14 protein-coding genes and 2 rRNA genes (1 of these 16 only partly in view) are annotated in these 21065 nt (G+C 65.2%); 11 read left to right on the top strand and 5 right to left on the bottom strand.

All coding sequences use genetic code 11. The features are described 5' to 3' along the window. Position 1: 1 nt before the first annotated feature. Together rbbA and LT988_RS15410 are read right to left on the bottom strand one after the other, a co-directional pair. Entirely contained in the window at positions 2–2755 is a 2754-nt protein-coding gene (gene rbbA / locus LT988_RS15415) for a ribosome-associated ATPase/putative transporter RbbA (RefSeq protein ID WP_232406430.1), read from the bottom strand. After that, complete coding sequence (locus LT988_RS15410) at positions 2719–3816, bottom strand: HlyD family secretion protein (RefSeq protein WP_232406429.1); 1098 nt, start codon at positions 3814–3816, stop codon at positions 2719–2721. The genes rbbA and LT988_RS15410 overlap by 37 nt, the downstream gene beginning before the upstream one ends. A gap of 460 nt (positions 3817–4276) precedes the next feature. On the opposite strand from LT988_RS15410, the gene treZ reads away from it, so the two are divergent. Beyond that, positions 4277–6154, top strand: a complete 1878-nt coding sequence (treZ, locus tag LT988_RS15405; protein ID WP_232406428.1) for a malto-oligosyltrehalose trehalohydrolase — start codon at positions 4277–4279, stop codon at positions 6152–6154. Between the two features lie 63 nt (positions 6155–6217). Beyond that, the gene (locus LT988_RS15400) at positions 6218–6667 is read left to right on the top strand and encodes a hypothetical protein (RefSeq protein WP_232406427.1); all 450 of its coding nucleotides are present in this window, start codon (positions 6218–6220) and stop codon (positions 6665–6667) included. Positions 6668–6682: 15 nt separating this feature from the next. Here the strand turns inward: LT988_RS15400 and LT988_RS15395 are convergent, their stop codons facing one another. Then, the gene (locus LT988_RS15395) at positions 6683–7450 is read right to left on the bottom strand and encodes an alpha/beta hydrolase family protein (protein ID WP_232406426.1); all 768 of its coding nucleotides are present in this window, start codon (positions 7448–7450) and stop codon (positions 6683–6685) included. Positions 7451–7739: 289 nt separating this feature from the next. On the opposite strand from LT988_RS15395, the gene LT988_RS15390 reads away from it, so the two are divergent. The 9 genes from LT988_RS15390 (at position 7740) to LT988_RS15350 (ending at position 19504) form a co-directional block, all read left to right on the top strand. Next, positions 7740–9275 (top strand): SDR family oxidoreductase, encoded by a 1536-nt coding sequence (locus tag LT988_RS15390; RefSeq protein WP_232406425.1) that lies wholly within the window; start codon positions 7740–7742, stop codon positions 9273–9275. A gap of 15 nt (positions 9276–9290) precedes the next feature. Further along, a complete protein-coding gene (locus tag LT988_RS15385) occupies positions 9291–10223 on the top strand; it encodes an alpha/beta fold hydrolase (RefSeq protein ID WP_232406424.1) in 933 nt (310 codons plus the stop codon). A gap of 86 nt (positions 10224–10309) precedes the next feature. Beyond that, positions 10310–11698 carry an isochorismate synthase gene (locus LT988_RS15380; protein ID WP_232406423.1) on the top strand — a complete coding sequence of 463 codons (1389 nt, stop codon included), beginning with the start codon at positions 10310–10312 and terminating at the stop codon, positions 11696–11698. Continuing rightward, on the top strand, positions 11695–13503 hold the full coding sequence (gene menD / locus LT988_RS15375) for a 2-succinyl-5-enolpyruvyl-6-hydroxy-3-cyclohexene-1-carboxylic-acid synthase (RefSeq protein WP_232406422.1): 1809 nt from the start codon (positions 11695–11697) through the stop codon (positions 13501–13503). Before LT988_RS15380 ends, menD begins: the two co-directional genes overlap by 4 nt. A 48-nt stretch (positions 13504–13551) precedes the next feature. Then, the gene (menB, locus tag LT988_RS15370) at positions 13552–14388 is read left to right on the top strand and encodes a 1,4-dihydroxy-2-naphthoyl-CoA synthase (RefSeq protein WP_232410597.1); all 837 of its coding nucleotides are present in this window, start codon (positions 13552–13554) and stop codon (positions 14386–14388) included. Between the two features lies 1 nt (position 14389). After that, positions 14390–15280 (top strand): 1,4-dihydroxy-2-naphthoate polyprenyltransferase, encoded by an 891-nt coding sequence (locus LT988_RS15365; protein WP_408648010.1) that lies wholly within the window; start codon positions 14390–14392, stop codon positions 15278–15280. 1 nt (position 15281) lies between these two features. Then, a complete protein-coding gene (gene menC, locus LT988_RS15360) occupies positions 15282–16397 on the top strand; it encodes an o-succinylbenzoate synthase (RefSeq protein ID WP_232406420.1) in 1116 nt (371 codons plus the stop codon). Positions 16398–16529: 132 nt separating this feature from the next. After that, on the top strand, positions 16530–18110 hold the full coding sequence (locus LT988_RS15355; protein ID WP_232406419.1) for a peptidoglycan D,D-transpeptidase FtsI family protein: 1581 nt from the start codon (positions 16530–16532) through the stop codon (positions 18108–18110). Further along, a complete protein-coding gene (locus LT988_RS15350; protein WP_232406418.1) occupies positions 18107–19504 on the top strand; it encodes an FtsW/RodA/SpoVE family cell cycle protein in 1398 nt (465 codons plus the stop codon). The genes LT988_RS15355 and LT988_RS15350 overlap by 4 nt, the downstream gene beginning before the upstream one ends. Before the next feature lie 183 nt (positions 19505–19687). On the opposite strand, the gene rrf is transcribed toward LT988_RS15350, so the two are convergent. Both rrf and LT988_RS15340 read right to left on the bottom strand, forming a co-directional pair. Further along, a 5S ribosomal RNA gene (gene rrf, locus LT988_RS15345) occupies positions 19688–19803 on the bottom strand. 99 nt (positions 19804–19902) lie between these two features. Further along, a 23S ribosomal RNA gene (locus tag LT988_RS15340) occupies positions 19903–21065 on the bottom strand (it continues 1724 nt past the right edge of the window).

The raw sequence follows: 21065 nt of genomic DNA, 5'->3' as shown, positions 1-21065 counted from the left end.
CTCAGCGCTCCCGGGTGCGAAGCAGGGCAAGCCCGAGCAGGAAGAAGGCGAGCCCGAAGGCCGCAAGCACCAGATAGTCCAACCAGAGGTCGCCCGGGGTCAGCCCTTTGGTGAAGCTCCCCACACTCACGTGATTGAACCATGCACTCGGAAAGCCATAGCCCATGATCCGCGCAGGTCCGGTCAGCGCAGAGACGGGCACCAACATGCCGGAGAAGAGGATGGTCGGCATGGAGCTGACGATGGCCGTTCCGAATACGGCCGCGATCTGGGTGCGCATGAAGGTGGACATGAGCAGTCCAAGGCCGGTGCTCGCGAAAACGAAAAGCACCGCCCCGAGCGTGAGCCCGACCAGGCTCCCGGTCAGCGGCACCCGAAACAGAAAGAGCGCCATCAGCAGGAGCATCAAATAGCTCAGGAGCGCGAGACCCACGTAGGGGAGCTGCTTGCCGAGCAGAAATTCCCCGCCCTTGGTCGGTGTGGCGTAGAGGTTGGTGATGGAGCCGAGCTCTTTTTCTCGAACCACCCCCACCGCGGTCATGGTCGCCGGGATCATGATGAGCAGCAGCATCAGGATCCCCGGCACCATGGCGTAGACGCTCTTGAAGTCCTGGTTGTAGCGAAAACGCGTCTCGACGCTCACCGGAGATGCGCTCGGGCCCGCGGACGGATCGGCGCCGCGAGCCTCCAGATAGCCGCGGTGCACGCCCTCGACATAGCCGCGGATGGCATCGCTGCGAAAGGGGACGGCCCCGTCGATCATGACGCCGACCTCGGGGCCCGAGCCACGGGTCGAGGCACGGCCGAATCCCGGAGGGATCTCGATCGCTACGGCCAGTCGACCGCTCTCGAGGCGCCGCCACATCTGCTCTGCATCGGCCAGCGGCGCCTGTTCGGAGAACCAGGTCGAGCCGGCGAAGTGCTCCAGGTAGTCGCGGCTCGCCGGGGTACGGTCGTGGTCGAGCACGGCGTAGGCGATCTCGTCGACGTCGAACGAGATCCCGTAGCCCATGGCGATCATCATGATCACCGGCCCGAGCAGGGCAAAGGCGAGTCGAATCGGGTCGCGCCGAATCTCCGTGCCTTCGCGCCGGGCATAGGCCCAGAGCCGGCGAAGTGAAAAGCCCGTGGACCGAGGCGGTTTGCGCATCCGCCGCGGGAGCACGGGATCCTGCCCGGTCTCCCGCTCGGCCACGGTCTCCTCGCCCGCGCCCGCGGCACCCTGCTCCATGTAGGCGATGAAGGCGTCCTCCAGCGTCTGCGCGCCCTGCCGGGCCTTGATGGCGGCGGGGGTTCCCTCGTCGAGGACACGGCCGCCGTGCATCAGCGAGATGCGGTCGCAACGCTCGGCCTCGTTCATGAAGTGCGTGGAGATGAAGATGGTCACCCCCTGCTCGCGCGAGAGCATGAGGAGCTGCTCCCAAAAGCGATCTCGGGCGATCGGATCGACCCCCGAGGTCGGCTCGTCGAGGATCAGGAGCTCGGGGGCGTGGATCACCGCTACTGCGAGCGATAGACTCTGGCGAACCCCGAGCGGCAGCGCCTCGGCGCGTGCATCGATCACGCGCGCGAGATCGAAGCGCTCGGTGAGCTCTGCGATGCGTGCGGGGATCTGCTGCGCGGGCAGTCGATACAGCCGCGCGTGCAGATCGAGATTCTGCCGCACGCTGAGCTCGCCGTAGAGCGAAAAGGACTGGGACATGAAACCCAGACGTCGGCGCAGCGCCGCATTCTCGACATCCACCGGCCGGTCGAAGACCCACGCCTCGCCCTCGCTGACCGGCAGGAGGCCGGTCAACATCCGCATGGTCGTGGTCTTGCCGCTGCCGTTGGAGCCGAGAAAGCCGAAGATCTCGCCCTTGTGGATCGAGAGACTGACCCGGTCGACGGCCGTGAAGTCGCCGAAGCGCCGGGTCAGACCTTCCGCACGGATGGCGGGCGGCCCTTCGCCCTCGGGGTTGCGAGGCGGCACCACCAAACGCCGATGACCGCCGCGGCGCTCCTCGGGCAGCAGCGCGACGAAGACCGACTCCATATCGCGTTCGCCCGTGCGTGCACACAGCTCACGCACGGTGCCGCTGGCCAGCACCCGGCCGGCGTCCATCGCGATCAGGGTATCGAAGCGCGCGGCCTCCTCCATATAGGCCGTGGACACCAGGATGCTCAAGTCCGGGCGACCTCGCCGCAACCGCTCCATCAGCTCCCAAAAGCGGCGACGAGAGAGCGGATCCACCCCGGTGGTGGGCTCGTCGAGAATCAAGAGCTCGGGGGCATGGATGAGCGCGCAGCAGAGCCCGAGCTTCTGCTTCATCCCGCCGGAGAGGTTCATTGCCGGACGCTCGGTGAAGGTAGCAAGACCGGTGGCCGCCGTCAACTCGGCGATACGCTCCGCCCGGGTCGCCTTGTCCTGTCCGAACAGACGACCGAAGAAATCCAGGTTCTCTCGTACCGAGAGGCTGGGGTAGAGATTGCGACCGAGCCCCTGGGGCATATAGGCGATGCGCTCGATCACGGCGTCGCGCGCGCGACGCTGCCGCAGGTCGTGCCCGAGCACCTCGACACGGCCGGACTGGATCTGGCGCACCCCGGCGATGATCCCGAGCAGGGTCGATTTGCCGACCCCGTCCGGCCCGATCAAACCGATCAGCCGACCGGCAGGCAGCTCGAGCGCCACCCCCCGGACGGCATCGACACCCGGATAGGCGTGGCTCAAACCGCTCAGTCGGACGACGGGGCCGGCGGCGTGCTCGGCCATAGCGATGACCTCGGGGGCGGTAGTCTCGGTTCCAGATGCTCGGGCCAGGGCAAATCGGGCCGCAACTGCACGTAGGCGACGCCCGGGAGCCCGGTCTTCACCAGCGACTCGTAACGCGCGAGCAGCTCGGGAGCGATGCGCACCTTGACGCGGAAAGAGAGTGACTCGCGCACGCTCTGCGTCTCCACTTGTTTGGGTGTGAACTGGGCGCGCGGAGCGACGAAGGAGACCTCCGCAGGGACCACATACTCGGGCGCGGCATCCAGTACGATCCGCGCCGGCGCACCCAAAGGGACCCGTCCTGCCGCCGGTGTGGGCAGGAAGATGACCATGTAGACGTCGCCGAGATCGAGCAGCGTCAGGACCTTACCGCCCACACCCAGCACCTCGCCCGGCTCCGCCAGACGGTAAAGCACACGTCCGCCGCGCGGGGCCTCGAGGGCACTGTCGGCGATGTCGACCTCGACGCGCTCGATGCTCGCCTGTGCCGCCTCGATCGCCGCCTCGGCCGCGACCACCTGGACAAGGGACGCCCGCAGCGCCACCTCGGCGCTGCGCACGCCGGTGCGTGCCTGATCGACCTGCTCTTCGGAGACGAATTGATCGGTGCGCGAGAGCCGCTGCAGCCGGTCGAGATCGCGGCGGGCAAAGTCCAGCTCGCTCTCGCGCTGCTCCACCACGGCGAGTGCATGCTGACGCTCCTGCTCGGCCTGCCGCAGCTCCGCCCGCGCCTGTCGTTTATGGGCCTGCAAGGCTTCGGTATCGAGCACCGCGACGACCTGCCCCTGCTCGACGCGGTCGCCTTCCTGAACCCGCACCTCCGACAAGCGGCCGGCGAGCTTGGTCGCGACATCCACCTCGGTCGCCTCGATCCGACCGTTGCCCATCGCAAAGCCCTCGGGCAGCGGGGAATCACCCAGCCAGCCGCGCAGCGCACCCGGCAGAAACCCCGGAAGAGCCCTCGGATCCCCGCCGCCGACGCGCATCCAGCTCGCCATGGCGGCGGCGAGAAGCAGGACGAGGACCACTCCCGCAATCAATTTGCGCCCCGATCGGGTCATGTAACAGGACCCGAATCATCCGGGCAGCGGCTTCGGATCGGCTCGTTGCTCACAGTAGCTCCAAGAGGTCTTGGACGGGAACCGCCGCCCATACGGGTCGGTGTTGCAACGCGTGACGCACCTCTATGGAACGCCAGTGGCAACATGACGTGCTCGACGAGGGCAACCGTTCGTTCGTTTCGGCGGCCGGGGGTCACTTCCGCCGAACCTCGCTGCCCTGACCCGCGGGGTGTCTCTGAGTATTATAGGCATTGACGAGGCCGAGAAAGCAGTCGATGTTCGGCACGCAGGATCCTGAAATCACTCCGCCGTCGAGACAGACCCCAAGGGTCATCTCTCCTCGGATGGGGCACCCGGTCTCGACAAATGCTGCTGCGACAGGATTAGGGGGGTGGATCTCGGAGGTCGAAGACATCGACCAACGGCGCTTTCGAATCGCAATCGGGATCAAGGGGGTCGGATGACAGCACGGCAACAGACGATGCCCTTCGGGGCCGCGGTCGAGCGCGACGGATCCGTGCGGTTTCGGCTGTGGGCGCCCGCCGCACGGCGGATCGAGCTCTGTCTGAAACATCCCGTGGGCGAGCGCTGTCTGGAGATGCCGGCCACCGGCGCCGGCTGGTTCGAATGCCGGACCGCCGAGGCGCGCCAGGGGACCCTCTACAGCTACCGTATCGATGGCGGCATCGAGGTTCCGGATCCCGCCTCGCGTTTTCAACCACAGGACGTGCACGGACCGAGCGAGGTCATCGATCCGGCGGCCTTCGACTGGGGCACGCACGCATGGCAGGGACGGCCTTGGCACGAGGCGGTCTGCTACGAGCTACACATCGGCACCTTTACCCGCGAGGGCAGCTTCGACGCCGCGATCGAGCGGCTGGACCATCTGGTCGCACTCGGCATCACCGCGATCCAACTGATGCCCGTCGCGGATTTCCCCGGCCAGCGCAATTGGGGCTACGACGGCGCCCTGCTCTTCGCCCCCGACGCGAGCTACGGTCGCCCCGACGACCTCAAGCGTCTGGTGCTGGAGGCGCATCGACGGGGGCTGATGGTGTTCCTCGATGTCGTCTACAACCACTTCGGACCCGAGGGCAACTATCTTCATCTTTATGCGCCCCAGTTCTTCACCGAGCACCACCATACACCCTGGGGTGCCGCAATCAATTTCGACGGCCCCGAGAGCCGCGAGGTGCGTGCCTTCTTCATACACAACGCGCTCTATTGGCTGAACGAATACGAGTTCGACGGTCTGCGACTGGACGCCGTCCACGCGATCCTCGACGACTCGCACCCCGACGTTCTCACCGATCTCGCCGAGACCGTGCGCGCCGGTCCCGGACGTGACAGGTGCATCCATCTGATCCTCGAGAACGACAGCAACGCGGCGGGCTACCTCGCCCGAGACGACAGGGGCGCACCGCGCCGTTACACCGCGCAGTGGAACGACGACTTTCATCATGTCGCGCACCTGATCGCGACCGGCGAACGCGACGGCTATTACGCCGACTATGCCGATCGGCCGCTCTATGATCTGGCACGCTGCCTCGCCGAGGGCTTCGCTTTTCAAGGTGAGCCTTCGCGGTTTCGTCACGGCAAGCCGCGCGGCGAGCGGAGTGCCGATCTGCCGCCGGACGCCTTCGTCAACTGGCTGCAAACGCACGATCAGGTCGGTAATCGCGCCTTCGGCGAACGTCTCCATACGCTGGCGAGCCCCGAAACACTCAAGGCCATGCTGGCGATCCTGCTGCTGGCCCCCTCCCCGCCGTTGCTCTTCATGGGCGAGGAATGGATGGCACAGACCCCCTTCCTGTTTTTCTGCGATTTCGGCGAAGAGCTCGCCCGATCCGTCAGCGAAGGGCGCCGTCAGGAATTCGCAAGGTTCGCCGCCTTCGCCGAACGGGCGGTGCGCCGATCCATTCCGGACCCCAACGATCCGGAGACCTTCACCCGCTGCAAGCTCGACTGGAACAGCGCGAGCGAGCCCCGACACCGAGAATGGCTCGCCTTCCATCGCAAGCTGCTCGAGCTGCGGCGACGCGAGATCGTCCCGCGCATCGAACGCATTCGTGGAGGTGCGGCCGAATTCGCCCGGCTCGGCGACCAAGGAGTCTCGGTGTGCTGGGAGCTGGTCGACGGCACCCGGCTCGTACTCGGCGCCAATCTGAGTGACGCCGAGCTTAGACTCCCCGAGCCCTCGCCGCACATCGACGCCACCCTTCTGCATCTCGAGCCGCCCGAGGCCGGCGCGGACTTGTACGCGAACCGTCTGCCGGCCTGGTCGGTCGTCTGGTATCTGAAGGCGGACTCAATCGCATCGGGCGGGGTTGAAGTCTGAGCTGTCGGCATCTAGCCTGCGAGTGCTATTCGACCTGTTGTGGACAACCGCCGGGGTGATCGTATGAGCATGTATGCATCGTTGACATCCGTCCTTGATCGAGCCGTTATCCGGACCCGGAAGGAGATCCCCGAGCGCCCGCTCAACCGGAGGATTGCGCTCGTCTTCGCGATCGCCGCCACCGCCGCGGTGACAGCCGTAGTCACGGCGCCGTTCTCGGCCGCGGGTGCGATGGATCCGGATCTGGTCCGACTCCTACACGCGATGGTCGGGATCAAGGGGATCATCGCCTTGGCGGCGGCCGCACTTGTGTCTTGGCGGTTCGGTCATCCGATCGCGCGGCCGGTTGCGATCGGCTATTCTGCGGCGATCTGTGTCTCGGCGGCGGCGCTCGCCTGGCTCTGGACGCTCGCGAGCATTCCTCTCGGCTCGCTTTGCTTCTACGGCGGTTTGGCGGGCTTGATCCTGGTCGGGCGTTTCGATTCTGGTCTCTCGGCCGGACTCGGACGCTGAGAGACGACCGAGACGTCATCCGCCGGCCCATCGACCCGCGTGTTGCGCCTCCGACGGTGGCTCGATCAGCGAGGCAACCGCGTCGGTGGCTGCCGTAATGATGTCCCGGCGCGGCGATGTCTCCTCGGACGCATCCCGTGCGCAGACCAGCCTGCAGAGCCAGTCGGTGGGAGACTCGAAGTCGCAGTGCTCCGCGCCCGTCACGCGCTCCACGGCGGCCCGATCGGTGGCGGAGAACACCGCGAGACCGTTGTTCTGGGCATTGCAGGGCGACGGATCCCCGACGAGACCGATCAGCGGGCGATCCAGACCCGCGGCCATCCCCTCGCCGAGACGACCGGCGTCGACCAGGTCGAGGGCAACGACGCCAAGCGTGCGCGGATCGTTGCGACCCGCGACGAGGGCGGCCAACCCGCCTGCCGAGAATCCGGCATAGACCACCTGTTTCGCATCCAGCGCATCGGCCACGCGGATCATATCCAGTCCGTTGCGGATATGCCGTCCGTCCCAGAATCGCGCGTTGCAGAAGTCCAGGGTCGCGGTCGGGATCCCCTCGTCGGCGAGGGCTTGCGCCAGATCGACCATGCGCTCTTGGCTGCGGAGGAAACCATGCCCGAGGATGACCAAATCCTCGGTCCGCGCTATTGCCGGTCGATACAAGCGATAATGCAATGCACAACCGGTCGCCGAGTCAACCACGCCGGTTTCGACGTGCCGATCGGCACCATCGCCGTTCGATGAAAGAGAGGCGCCGGGCAACGCCTCGGCGACTTCCTTGTCCAACGACGACGTGTGTGAGTCCTCCCGTGTGACCAGTCCAAAACAACCCACTAGGACCAGACAAACACACAAAATAGCCGTAAACTTCACTTGACACTTGGCCCGTCATGCTGAATTGACATTTGTTGCGCCGCATCAACGCGGAGCCGCGCAGACTAGCGGAGGATAGGCAACGATACGAGGCCCTCGGTTCGAGGCCGGGGGTGATTCGCCCGTTCATGTGAAGTGCGGCTGACTGACGACGGAAAAAACCTCCGATGCCGGCGGCGATGACCGCCGGAGAAGGGTTCTGATGGTAGAAGCGACGGCAGTGAGCACAAGCAAGGCCCGGACGCATGCGCAAACCGAGCCCGCCCCGGAGGGAACGGGAGGGCTGTGTCTCGTCTTCGGCGCGAGCGGCTACATCGGCGGGCATTTGGTTCCGCGCCTGCTCGCCGAAGGACGGCGCGTGCGGGCGAGCTCGCGCAGCCGGGAGGCGCTGGAAGCGCGCGGCTGGCCCGCCGTGGAGATCGTTCCGGCGGACGCACTTGCGCCCGAGACACTGCCCGCCGCGCTGCAGGACGTCGAGGTCGCCTATTACCTGGTGCATTCCATGGCGGCGGGGCGCGATTTCGGGCGTCTCGACCTGGAAGCGGCCGCCAACTTCGCTGATGCCGCAGCAGAGGCCGGCGTGCGACGCATCGTCTATCTCGGCGGCCTGGTCCCGGACGATGCCGTGAGCGAGCACATCGTCTCGCGACGCGACACGGGCGAGGTCCTGCGCCGCGGATCGGTCCCCGTGACCGAGATCCGCGCCGGGATCATCGTGGGCCCGGGCTCGGCAGCGTTCGAGGTGATGCGCGACCTGGTTTATCATCTCCCGGTCATGGTCACACCGCGCTGGGTGCGCGCCAAATCACCGCCCATCGCGCTGGAGAATCTGCTGGTCTATCTTGTCCGGCTGCCCTGGGTGGACGAAGCCGCCTCGTTGAGCCTGGATACCGCTGGCCCCGAGACCCTGACCTACACGGAGATGATGTTCATCCTGGCCGACGCGGCGGGCAAACGCCGCCCCTGGATCATCCCGGTCCCCGTGCTGACCCCGGGGCTTTCGGCCCACTGGCTGCGCTTCATCACATCGGTGCCGACCAATGTGGCGCGTGCCCTCATCGAGGGTCTGCGGCACGATTTCTACGCCGACGATGCCGAGGCGCGCCGGCTGGTCCCCCAACGTCTTCTGGGATTTCGGGAGGCCGTCGATGCCGCGTTTGCGCTGGAGCGCAGCGGCGAGCCCATCACGCGTTGGACCGAGGGTGCCTTTGCCGTGCGCAATCAACGTATCGATTACGCCTACTATGCCAAACGCGCCTCGGGCACGTCCGAGACCCGCGCGGATCCGGCCGCGGTCTGGCGATTGGTGTCCGCGATCGGCGGAGACAACCGTTACTACTATCTGGATACGCTCTGGTCCATCCGGGAATGGATGGACTGGGCCGTCGGCGGCCCCGGACTCAAGCGCGGTCGGCGCCATCCGCAGGAGGTGCGCACGGGCGACCGCATCGATCATTGGAAGGTGCTCGGCGCCGAGCCGGAGAAACGCCTCAGCCTGGCCTTCGGGATGCGCGCCCCCGGGGCCGGGGTGATGGAATTCGACCTGACCCCGCTGGCCGACGGTGGCACACGCCTTACGGCGACGGCCTACTGGCACCCGGCCGGGGTTTGGGGACTGCTCTACTGGTATTCACTGGAACCCATTCACCGCTTTGTCTTCAAAGGACTCACGCGTGAGATCTGTCGCCGCGCCGAGCGGGATCAACGCAGACCACACCCGATCGAAAGCAGTACATAACGAGGTTTTATCGACATGGACACAGGTAAGGAATCGGCACTCTCGCAACCGCGGGCGGCGGCCAAGACCGGCAGGGTCGCCCTTCCGGCCGCACTCGATGCACCACGGCACGATCTCGCGACCGAGCACGGCGGACGCATTCATTACTACTCGGACACCTCGGCCTCCGGCCGCCCGCTGGTCCTGGTGCACAGCGTCAATGCCGCACCCAGCGCCTTCGAGATGAAGCCGCTGTTCCAGCAGTATCGCTCGCAGCGCCCCGTCTATGCGCTCGACCTGCCGGGGTTCGGCCACTCCGATCGCAGCAACCGGCGTTATTCGCCGAGCCTCTTCGCCAATGCCATCGTCGACTTTCTGGAGAAGGTGGTCGGCAAGCCGTGCGATCTGGTCGCCTTCTCGCTCGGGTGCGAGTTCGCCGCGCAGGCGGCGCTGATCAAGCCTGAGTTGGTTGCGTCCTTGGTGCTGATCTCCCCGACCGGATTCAGCGCACGCCGACTGCCGACCGGTCAGGCCGCCGAGCGCGCCCACAAGGTGCTGAGCGTGCCGGTCGTGAACGACGGGCTCTTCGCCCTGCTAACCTCGCGGCCGAGCATCCGCTTCTTCTACAAGCAAGCCTTCCACGGCGCCATTCCGCCCGAGATGATCGATTACGCCTACGCGACATCGCATCAGCCGGGTGCGAAATTTGCGCCGCTCTACTTCCTCTCCGGTCAGTTGTTTACCCCGAACGCACGCGAAAGCGTCTACGCGAACGTGACGCAACCCGTGCTGGTCCTCTACGATCGCGATCCGAATATCGACTTTCATGAGCTCCCGGACTTCCTGAGTCACCATTCGAACTGGCGGGCCGAACGCATCGCGCCGACACGCGGGCTGCTCCAGTGGGAGCAACCGGCGCAAACGGCGGCTGCGATCGATCGCTTCTGGTCGATCCCTCAGGCCGCCTGAGCTTTTCGAGGATGCCTTGTCCCGGCGCGGCCGATGTCGCCGTGCCGGGGTCGAGACACCAGACCGCCGGCCCTTCAAACTCACTCATGCTTGCACCGCTCAAGACCCTCGAGCAGATCGTCGCGCGCCTCGCCGAGACGATGGACAGCCTGCCGCTCGCGCGCTCGGAGGGATTCGTCTCCCTCGTCCTGGAGCTGCCTCAAGCCCTGGCGATCGCGCCCGAGATCCCCGGCCCGCAGTTTCAGTTCGCGCATAATCATCGCGGCGAGGTGCGGGCCGGCTACGGGATTGCGGGCGAATGGACCGCGCAGGGCGAGGCGCGTCTTCAAACCTTGCGCACGGCCGCCAAGCGGATGTCGGCGCACTGGGAACATCTCGACCCAGACGAGACCGGCTTCTCGGGGTTCGCGATGCTCGGCTTCGCGTCCTCGCCTGTCGCCGACGCAACGGCCGAGCCGGGCACCTTGCCCAACGCACTGCTCTGGCTTCCGGAACTTGCGCTCTCCTCGCGCGCCGGTCAGGCGGCGGTTATCCTCTCGACCGCGCTGCCGGTCGGGCGCGAGGAGGTCTTCGCGCGCTGGAAGGCCCGCTTGGAGGAGGTCATCCCTCGGCTGAATCAGCCTGCGCTCGATCCGCTGACGCCGGCACGGCTCGAGCAGGGGTCAACCGAGCCGGATGCGGCACGCTGGCAGGACCTCGTCTCCTCCGCCCTCGAGCAGATCGAGCAGGCGCGCCTGGAGAAGGTGGTGGTCTGTCGGCGACTCAGGCTCAATGGCCATCGGCGCTTCGACCTGACACGGCTGAACGCCGCACTGGCCTATCTCTTTCCGTCATGTCAGGTGGTGACGATCCGTAGACACGCGACCAGCTTCGTCGCGGCCACACCCGAGCGCCTCTTCACCCAACAACGCGACCGTATCGAGGTCGACGCGATCGCCGGGACGGTGTGCCGCGCCGCGAGCGCCGACCGAGATGCCGAGCTCACGAGTGCACTGCGGACCTCGCGCAAGAACCTGCACGAGCATATGGTCGTCGTCGATGCCGTGACCGATGCGCTCAGCCATTGCAGCCGTCGAATCGAACCGCCGGACGGGCCTCGGGTCATGCAGCTCAACAACGCACAACACCTCTGGAGCCTGGTGCGCGCCGAGCTCGACCCCGGCATGGACGTCTTTCAGCTTGCCGAGCTTCTGCATCCGACACCGGCGACCAACGGTCATCCCTGCGAGTTGGCGCGCGCCTGGCTCCGCGGCTCCGAGCCGATCCGACGCGGTTGGTACACCGGGGCGGCCGGGATCATCGCGCCGGACCTTACCGGCGAGTTGTGGGTGCTGTTGCGCTGCGCCGAAATCCACGAGAGCACGGCTGACCTCTACGCAGGGGCGGGGATCGTCGCGGGCTCCGATCCGGACTCCGAATGGCAGGAGACCGAGCACAAGCTCGCGGCCATGTCCACGGCGCTTCAGTTCGCATGAGCGACACGGCGACGCCCGATCAGGGCTGTCGGAATCTTCGCTGGTCGCTGGCGCTCTTCGACGGCCTGGTCCTCGGCGGTCTGCGTCGGGTCGTGCTCTCGCCCGGCTCGCGCTCGACGCCGCTGGTGGTGGCGGCCCAACGACAGCCCCTCATCGAGCTCACCCCCATCCTCGACGAGCGCAGCGCCGCCTTCTTCGCGTTGGGACTCGCACAGGCCTCGGCTCAACCGGTTGCGCTCGTCTGCACCTCCGGGAGCGCCCTCGCCCATTGGTTTCCGGCCGTGATCGAGGCCTCCGAGTCCGGTTTCCCGCTGATCCTGCTCTCGGCCGATCGCCCGCCGGAGCTGCGCGCCTGGGGTGCGAACCAGACCATCGATCAGACGCGTCTCTTCGGCGGCTTCACGCGCGAGTTTCATGATCCGGGTCCGGCCGAAGAAGGCCCGGCTGCACTCAAGGCGATACGGGCACTCGGACTGCGTGCCGCGCGCGTGAGTCAGGGACCGCGGCCCGGCCCGGTGCATCTCAATCTACCCTTTCGGGAGCCGCTCGTGCCCGACCCATCCTGTACGGCCGAACCGCTTGGGCTCCTGGGAGCCCCCGCGGCCCGGCCACTCGACGGCTCGGAAGCCCAACGACCCTCGGTCGCGGATCAGTTGCACCCCTTCGATCCCCTACACTGGCCGCGAGAGCTTACGCCTCTCCTCGCCGGACACGGGATTATCTGCTGCGGCCCGATGACGCTCTCGGGTGCCTCGGCGGAGGCCATCTTCAGGTGCGCTGTGCTGCTCGACGCCCCGGTCTTGGCCGATCCGCTGTCGGGCCTTCGCTTCCGAACGGCGAAAGGCGCTCGGATCACGCGGTACGACAGCTTCCTGCGCAATCCCGAGGCCGCGGCGGCGCTGAGACCGGATTGGGTCATTCGATTCGGCGGGACACCCGTCTCCAAGACGCTTTCCGGCTGGCTCGAGGGGATACCGTCGATCCTGGTCGATCCGGGCGCGCGCTGGACGGATCCAACCCATGACGGCATCGCGCGAATCACCGCCGACCCGCTGGGGTTGTATCGCCTGTTGCAGGCCGACGGCATCAACGGCCAAGGGAACCGCAGCTCGGACGGGACCTGGATCGGGCGCTGGGTTGCCGCGGAACAGAAACTCGAGGGATTTACCCGCACCTTCCTGGAGCAGTCGCCTTGGTGCGAAGGCCATCTCATTGCCGATCTGCTGGAAGGTCTCCCCGAGGGCGACGGTCTCTTCTGCGCCAATTCGCTGCCGATCCGTCAGCTCGACACCTGGTCGGGGCAATCGGAGAAGCCGTTGAGGTTCTTCGGTCATCGCGGCGCCAGCGGGATCGATGGACAGAGCTCGACACTGGCCGGGCTGAACGCGGGGCGGGCAGAGCCGACACGCGGCGTCACCGGACTCCTGGGCGATCTGTCCTTCATCCACGACCTCAGCGGCCTGTTGCTGATGGAGAGGCTCGACCGCCCGTGCATTGTCTTGAATAATGGCGGTGGCCGTATCTTCGACCTTTTGCCGCAGCGCGAACTGGCGGGATTCGAGCCGCTTTGGCGAACACCCTCGCGCGTGCAGCCGGATGCCCTGGCACGCGCCTTCGGGCTCGCGCATCGGTCGGTCGAAGACGCCTCGGGTTTCATCCAAGCCCGGGACGAGGCGATGGACGCGGGAGTGCGCGGAGAGCCGGCCGGCCTGATCGAGGTTCGCCTGAATGCGGAGCTAAGCCTCCGCACGCACCGCGCGTTTTGGAACGGCGTTCGCGAGCAATCCATCATCGAGAGTGAATGAGGCCCCAAGGTGTCGTCAGCGTTTAGTCAGCAGGCCGGTCAAACCGAAATCGAGCGACCGAGCCCCGTCGAGTGGGAGACGCCCCCCGGCGACCTCTACCAAGACATCCTGTACCAACAGGCGGAGCAGATCGCCAAGATCACCATCAATCGACCCGAGGTGCGCAACGCCTTTCGGCCGCAGACGGTTCGCGAGCTGATCGACGCCTTCCGTCGCGCACATCTCGACCCGCAGGTCGGCGTCATCATCCTCACCGGCGCGGGCGATCTGGCCTTCTGCTCGGGCGGCGATCAGCGCATCCGGGGCGACGAGGGATACCGCGACGAGGCCGGAGTCGAGCACTTGAACGTGCTTGAGCTGCAACGTCAGATCCGCACCCTCCCGAAACCCGTCGTGGCCATGGTCGCGGGCTATGCGATCGGCGGCGGGCATGTGCTGCATCTGATCTGCGACCTGACGATCGCGGGGGACAATGCCCGGTTCGGCCAGACCGGACCGCGGGTCGGCAGCTTCGACGGCGGCTTCGGCGCCGGCCTGATGGCCCGCACCGTCGGCATGAAGAAAGCAAAGGAGATCTGGTTCCTGTGCCGTCAGTACGATGCGCAGGAGGCGCTCGCGATGGGGCTTGTCAACACCGTGGTGCCGTTGAGCAAGCTTGAGTCCGTCACGCTTGATTGGTGCCGGCAAATGAACCGGCTGTCCCCGACCGCTTTGCGTGTACTGAAGGCCTCCTTCAATGCAGAGACGGACGGACTGGCCGGCATCCAGGAGTTGGCGGGCAATGCCACCGCGCTCTTCTACACCACCGCCGAGGGACAAGAGGGACGCGATGCCTTCCTCGAAAAACGTGAACCGGATTTCGGCAAGTTCCCGCGGCGTCCTTAGCGTGTCGGGCTCCGGGTCGAATCTCGCGCTCTGGACCGCCGCGGCGCGGCCCAAGACATTGGTCCTGGCCGTCGCCCCGGTCGTGGCGGGGATCGGGCTGGCCGTCTTTCAGACCGGACAGCTTGCCGCCGTCACGGCCGTGCTCACCCTGATCGCCGCGGTGTCGATCCAGGTCGGCACCAACCTGCACAACGATGCCTCGGATTACGAGCGAGGAACAGACACGGCCGATCGTCTCGGCCCTCCGAGGGCAACGGCCGAGGGTTGGTTCAGTCTCGAGCAGGTGAAACGGGCGGCCCACCTGGCGTTCGGGCTCGCCTTCGTCATCGGGCTGGCGTTGGTGGTGCGCGGCGGTTGGCCGATCCTCGCCATCGGCATCGCCTCCCTCGTCGCGGGCTACGCCTACACCGGCGGGCCGCGTCCGATCGCCTACGGCCCGTTCGGCGAGCTCTATGTCCTGCTGTTCTTCGGGCTCGCCGCTGTAGGCGGGAGCTATTATCTGCAGACCTTGACCGTCGATTGGCCAGCGCTGATGGTCGGCATCGCACTGGGGCTGCCGGCCGCCGCTGTCTTGCTGCTGAACAACTACCGGGATTTGGAGACCGATCGTATCGCGGGACGGCGTACCCTTTGCCACCATCTGGGTCGACCGAGCGCGCGCGTCCTGTATGGCCTGTTGCTGCTGGCATCGGTTGCGATCCTGCTGTTCACCTTCGGCCCAGTCATCGGATGGCCGCTACTGGCCGCCGTCCCGCTCGGCGTTTTCTTGACATTCAAGCTCGTTCGTGGCGCCACCGGAAGACAGATCAATCCGCTTTTGGGACAGACGGGTCTCTTCCAGGCAACCGTGACCGTCCTGCTGCTCGTCGGATTCGGTCTGAGCCGGATCTAGGATGATGGATCGACTCCGGATCGATCGGCTCCGGATACGCCCGTATGACCTACCGCTGCGTCGCGCATGGCGCAGCGCTCGGGGCGGATTTGAACGACGACACGGCTGGCTGGTCTCCGCCGAGACGGATGGTGCGGTGGGTTTCGGCGATTGTGCGCCGATTCCCGCCGCGGGAACGGAGGATCCGGAATCGGCCGAGTCCGCATTGTTGGATGCTCGTGACTTCGCGCCCGGCAGATCGACGGGCGAATTCCTGGAGATGCTGGACAGAGGGTTCGCCGCGACCCCGGCCGCGCGCTGCGCGCTCGAGTGCGCCCTGCTCGACCTTGTGAGCCAAGCGGAATGCGTTCCCTTGCGGCGCATGTTGGCAGGCGATGCAACGGACGTTGTTCCGGTCAACGGGATCCTCGGCGCGCTTGCGACCTTGACGGCGACTGATCTTGAACAGGCCGCAGCGGCGGGTTTCCGGGTGGTGAAGCTCAAGATCGGGGTCGATGAGCCCTCCTCGGAGATTGCGCGCCTCATGGCGCTCGCGCTTGTCGTGCCTGCCGACATACGACTTCGGCTCGACGCCAACGGGGCTTGGGGCTTCGCGGAGGCATGCCGTATCCTCGATCGGCTCGCGGGACTCCCGATCGAGTCGCTGGAGGAGCCGCTGCGAATCCCCGATCCGAGCCTCCTGCACGCGCTTCAGGAGCGAGCAGGCTTTCCGCTGGCCCGGGACGAAAGCCTGGCGGGCTTGGCTCCCGATGCGGATCTCGCCGAACTGGGCGTGAGTCGCATCGTCATCAAACCGGCCGTCATAGGCGGGCTTCGATCCGCGCTCGACCTGTCGCGACGTGCGGCTATCGCTGGAATCGAGGTGGTGATCACAGGTGTCGTCGAGAGCGCCGCCGGACTCTGGCCCGCCGCTCAGCTGGCTGCAGCCACCGGCAGCAGGCTCCCGCACGGACTCGCCACCGCGGACTGGCTGGCCGAGGATCTCGGGGTATCGCCGTGCTTGAATGGGGGTCGCCTGTTGCTCTCCGACCGACCGGGATCCGGATTCAAACTCTATCCGGATGCGGATTTAAACCCAATCCCGGAGTCACGAAAAGAACAGTCCGACTATGAATAGGACACCTCGACGAGTGAGTATTTTCGCCACGGTTGTCTTTGTCGATGACGACAACGATTCGGTTCGGTGCTCAACTTATTTCTGACACGCGACTAAGACCTAGACCGGTCGCCTTACGATCGAAGTGCCCGAATGACGTCACACCTGAATCCGGAGCTCTGGTCGTTGATTCGCGTCGCGCTGCATGCCGGCTTCTTCTTCACTGCCGCCTATCTCCTTCGGTCGATGTTCGACGCCCGCCGGGACACCGAGCTGAAGCATCTGCCGCGGCCCAAGTGGTCGGTGCGGATTCCGATCGTCCTCTTAACCCTCGTGTTCATCGGGATCCTGATCTATCAGGCGACATGGCAGTTGATCGGCGCCTCTCGCCCGGAGTTCATCGCCTTCATGCAGCTGCACGACAGGCGCGAGCTGAACCCGGCCCATCGGATCCAGCGCGGGCGGATCCTGGATCATCGCGGCGAGGTGCTCGCCTACAGCGAGGAGATCCTCGGGCAGGTCTACCGGCTCTATCCCGACGGGCCCGCGTTCACGCATGTGGTGGGTTATAGCCATCCCTGGTTCGGGGCTTCTGGGATGGAGTCGGTGGCGAACGTGCGACTCAACGGCGGCGCACCGGACGGACTCGGCGACTGGGGGACGCTCGGCCGACAGCTCGTCACGCAGGACAAGCGTCCGCGTGGCCAAGACCTGACGCTCACGCTCGATGCCGAGCTTCAACGGATGGCCTTCGGCCTGCTGGGGGAACAACGCGGCGCCGTCGTCGTCTTACGACCGGCCGACGGGGCGATTCGCACGCTTGTGAGTACCCCCTCGTACGATCCGAACCGGGTGACAGCGTCGCTGTTCCAGGATTCGGGCCCGAGCGCGGCCTTGCTGAACCGCGCCACGCAGGGACTCTATCCGCCGGGCTCGACCTTCAAGATCCTGCTTGCCGCCCTGGCGTTGGAGCAGGGGTTCTCCGGAACGCTTGAGTGTCCTGCGGATGGATTCACGACATCCTCGCGCTACCGAAAGATCCGCGACCATGAATTCTATGCGGCCAGGAAGCGCGGCTCGACTTGGCCGGGACACGGACGCCTCGATCTCGCCACGGCGTTCGCTCGTTCCTCGAACGTCTTCTTCGCTCAACTCGGCGTACGCTACGGACATCATGCCTTTGACGTCATGGCCGAGCGGATGCAGTTCAATCGTAGGATGATCCTGCACGAGACACCCTACGGGAGCTGGTCGATGCGCACGGGCGAGATCCCGCGGCTCGACGCGTCCGACCGTTATGGGCTCGCTCAGATGTCGATCGGTCAGGGCGCCGCTCTCGTGACGCCTGCTCACATGGCCCTGATCGCCGGCGCAGTGGCCAATCGGGGCCTTGCCGTCAGACCGCGCCTGATCGAGACGGACGAACCCACGCCGTTGGCCTATTTCATGAGCACGTCGGTCGCCGAACGCCTTTCGGCCATGCTGCGGCAGGTCGTCACCAGCGGAACCGGCCGCGGAATCGATACCCCTCGACTCGCGATCGCGGGAAAGACCGGAACCGCCGAGAACCCGCATGGTGCGGCACACAGCTGGTTCGTCGGCTTTGCACCCGTCGATCGGCCCCAGCTCGCGGTGGCGGTACTGGTCGAACACGGTGGCTATGGGTCGACGACGGCAGCCCCGATCGCGCAGGATCTCTTGCTGCGAGCGGTCGATCTGGGGTTGATCGAATGACTCGAGCGAACGGGCCGATCGACATCGCAGACACCTGGGATCTACGCGCGCCGGAGCGTGTACTCTTGGCGTGGTGCATCGTCTGTATCGCGCTCGGCTTTTTGATGCTTTGGGGCTCGACACACGTCGGCGGCGAGGTGATCGACACATTCAACCTCTTGCCGCTCGGGCTCTATGCCCTTTCGCTGCTGATGCTTCATCTGCTCCTGGTGACGGCCCGGTTTCGGGGGGATCAGCTGATTTTGGTCGCCGTCGCCTTCCTCTCGGGATTCGGGATGCTCGCCCAATACCGCATGGGATCGTTCGATACCGCGGGAACGATCTCGCTCAATCTGGTCCTTTTCCCGGTCGGACTCGTCCTCATGGGAACAACCGCCGTCATCCTCATGCGGGGACGTTACCAAGCTATCCTGCAGGGGCATTGGATCTGGTTCTGGGCCGCACTCTCGCTTGGGCTGTTGGCGGTGCTGCTGATGTTCGGCGAGCGCTTTAGAGGCGGCGTCTACGCCGCCGGATTGGTCACGCCGAGCGAGATCCTGAAAGTGACAATTGTGCTGTTCGTGGCGGGCTTTGTCTCGCGTAACACAAAATCACTCAGCTCTTGGGGGAAGGGCTTGCCGATACCTCCATGGAGGGCCCTGCTGCCGCTTGCAGGCTTCTGGTTGGTGCTGGCCGGGCTACTCGTCGTCCAGCGAGACCTCGGACTCTTCATCATTCTGAGTATCGCCTTGCTGACGATGCTCTTCGTCGGGACCGGACGGTTGGGCTATCTGCTCTTCGGCGGGATCGGCGCGGTCGCAATGGCCGGAGTCGTCTTGACGGTGCTGCCCCACGGGGAGCGCCGCGTGACGGCGTGGCTCGAGCCCTTCCGGGATCCTACAGGGGGAAGCTGGCAGATCCTGCAGGGGTTGTCCGGGATGTTTTCCGGGGGACTTTGGGGAGAAGGCTTCGGACGCGGCAACCCCGAGTACACCCCCATCGCCCAGTCGGACTTCATCTATTCGGTGATCGGCGAGGAATTGGGGTTCGCGGGATGCGCGATCGTCATCCTCTTCTTCCTGATCCTGTTCGGCCGGAGCCTGCTGGTGGCCTCCCGAGCACCTGAACACGATGGCCGGGTGGTCGGGGTCGGGCTGGTCACCATCCTGGCAACCCAGACCTTTCTCAATATCGGAGGCGTCACCAAGTTCGTTCCCCTCACCGGCCTCCCCTTGCCCTTCATCAGTCACGGCGGAAGCAGTCTGATCACGGGATTTATCGGTATCGGCATCCTCCTTGCAGTTTCCGACGGTCAACCCGCAGCACCTCCGAGGAATCGGATCGCCAAACAGGCGAAAGGGGTTCGGGTTCAGGGCAAGGGGGTTCGTAGGAATCGAAGGCCTTCAGCAGATTGACTGCATTAGGCGATAAACGAATCGGAGCGTTTTATGCCGTATCGATGCCGACGTTGCAGATGGAAGCCAAACCGCCTGATCCACGCGAGACGACGCCCACAGCGCCTGGCGCGTTGTAGTGCGTCTTTTCCTCGGGCACAAAAAAAACCCCCGCCTGGTTGAGGCGGGGGTTTGGGTGTAGGGCCCTGGCGGTGACCTACGTTCGCATGGGGAGGCCCCACACTATCATCGGCGAGACACCGTTTCACGTCTGAGTTCGGGATGGGATCAGGTGGTTCCAGTGTTCTATGGCCGCCAGGAAAACGGGCGGTCGCGCCCCGTTCGGGGGACGCGTCCTGTTCGGTGAGATCGCAGTTGCGGGAGAGGTCGACACCCGGCGCAACGCGCTTGGGTGTTATATGGTCAAGCCGCACGGTCAATTAGTACGGGTTAGCTTCACGCGTTGCCGCGCGTCCACATCCCGCCTATCAACGTCGTGGTCTTCGACGGACCTTCAGAGGCATCGAGTGCCTAGGGAGACCTCATCTCGGGAGGGGCTTCCCGCTTAGATGCTTTCAGCGGTTATCCCGTCCGAACATAGCTACCCGGCAGTGCCACTGGCGTGACAACCGGAACACCAGGGGTTCGTCCACTCCGGTCCTCTCGTACTAGGAGCAGCTTCCCTCAAGTCTCCAACGCCCACGGCAGATAGGGACCGAACTGTCTCACGACGTTCTAAACCCAGCTCGCGTACCACTTTAAATGGCGAACAGCCATACCCTTGGGACCGACTTCAGCCCCAGGATGTGATGAGCCGACATCGAGGTGCCAAACACCGCCGTCGATATGAACTCTTGGGCGGTATCAGCCTGTTATCCCCGGAGTACCTTTTATCCGTTGAGCGATGGCCCTTCCATACAGAACCACCGGATCACTAAGACCTACTTTCGTACCTGCTCGACGTGTGCGTCTCGCAGTCAAGCACCCTTATGCCTTTGCACTAAACTCCCGATTTCCGACCGGGATTAGGGTACCTTCGTGCTCCTCCGTTACGCTTTGGGAGGAGACCGCCCCAGTCAAACTACCCACCATGCACTGTCCCTGACCCGGATGACGGGTCGAGGTTAGAACGTCAAACAGACCAGGGTGGTATTTCAAGGTCGGCTCCACGGCAACTGGCGTCACCGCTTCAAAGCCTCCCACCTATCCTACACAAGTCGGTTCAACGTCCAGTGCAAAGCTGTAGTAAAGGTTCACGGGGTCTTTCCGTCTAGCCGCGGGTACTCGGCATCTTAACCGAGATTTCAATTTCACTGAGTCTCTGGTGGAGACAGCGCCGCCATCGTTACGCCATTCGTGCAGGTCGGAACTTACCCGACAAGGAATTTCGCTACCTTAGGACCGTTATAGTTACGGCCGCCGTTTACCGGGGCTTCGATCAAGAGCTTCTCCGAAGATGACCCCATCACTTAACCTTCCGGCACCGGGCAGGCGTCACACCCTATACGTCCGCTTACGCGTTTGCAGAGTGCTGTGTTTTTAATAAACAGTCGCAGCGGCCTGGTCACTGCAACCCCTCTGG

Origin of the sequence: Thiocapsa bogorovii, from assembly GCF_021228795.1 — a bacterium.
GTDB lineage: Bacteria > Pseudomonadota > Gammaproteobacteria > Chromatiales > Chromatiaceae > Thiocapsa > Thiocapsa bogorovii.
This window is presented reverse-complemented; position numbering and strand designations above follow the sequence as displayed.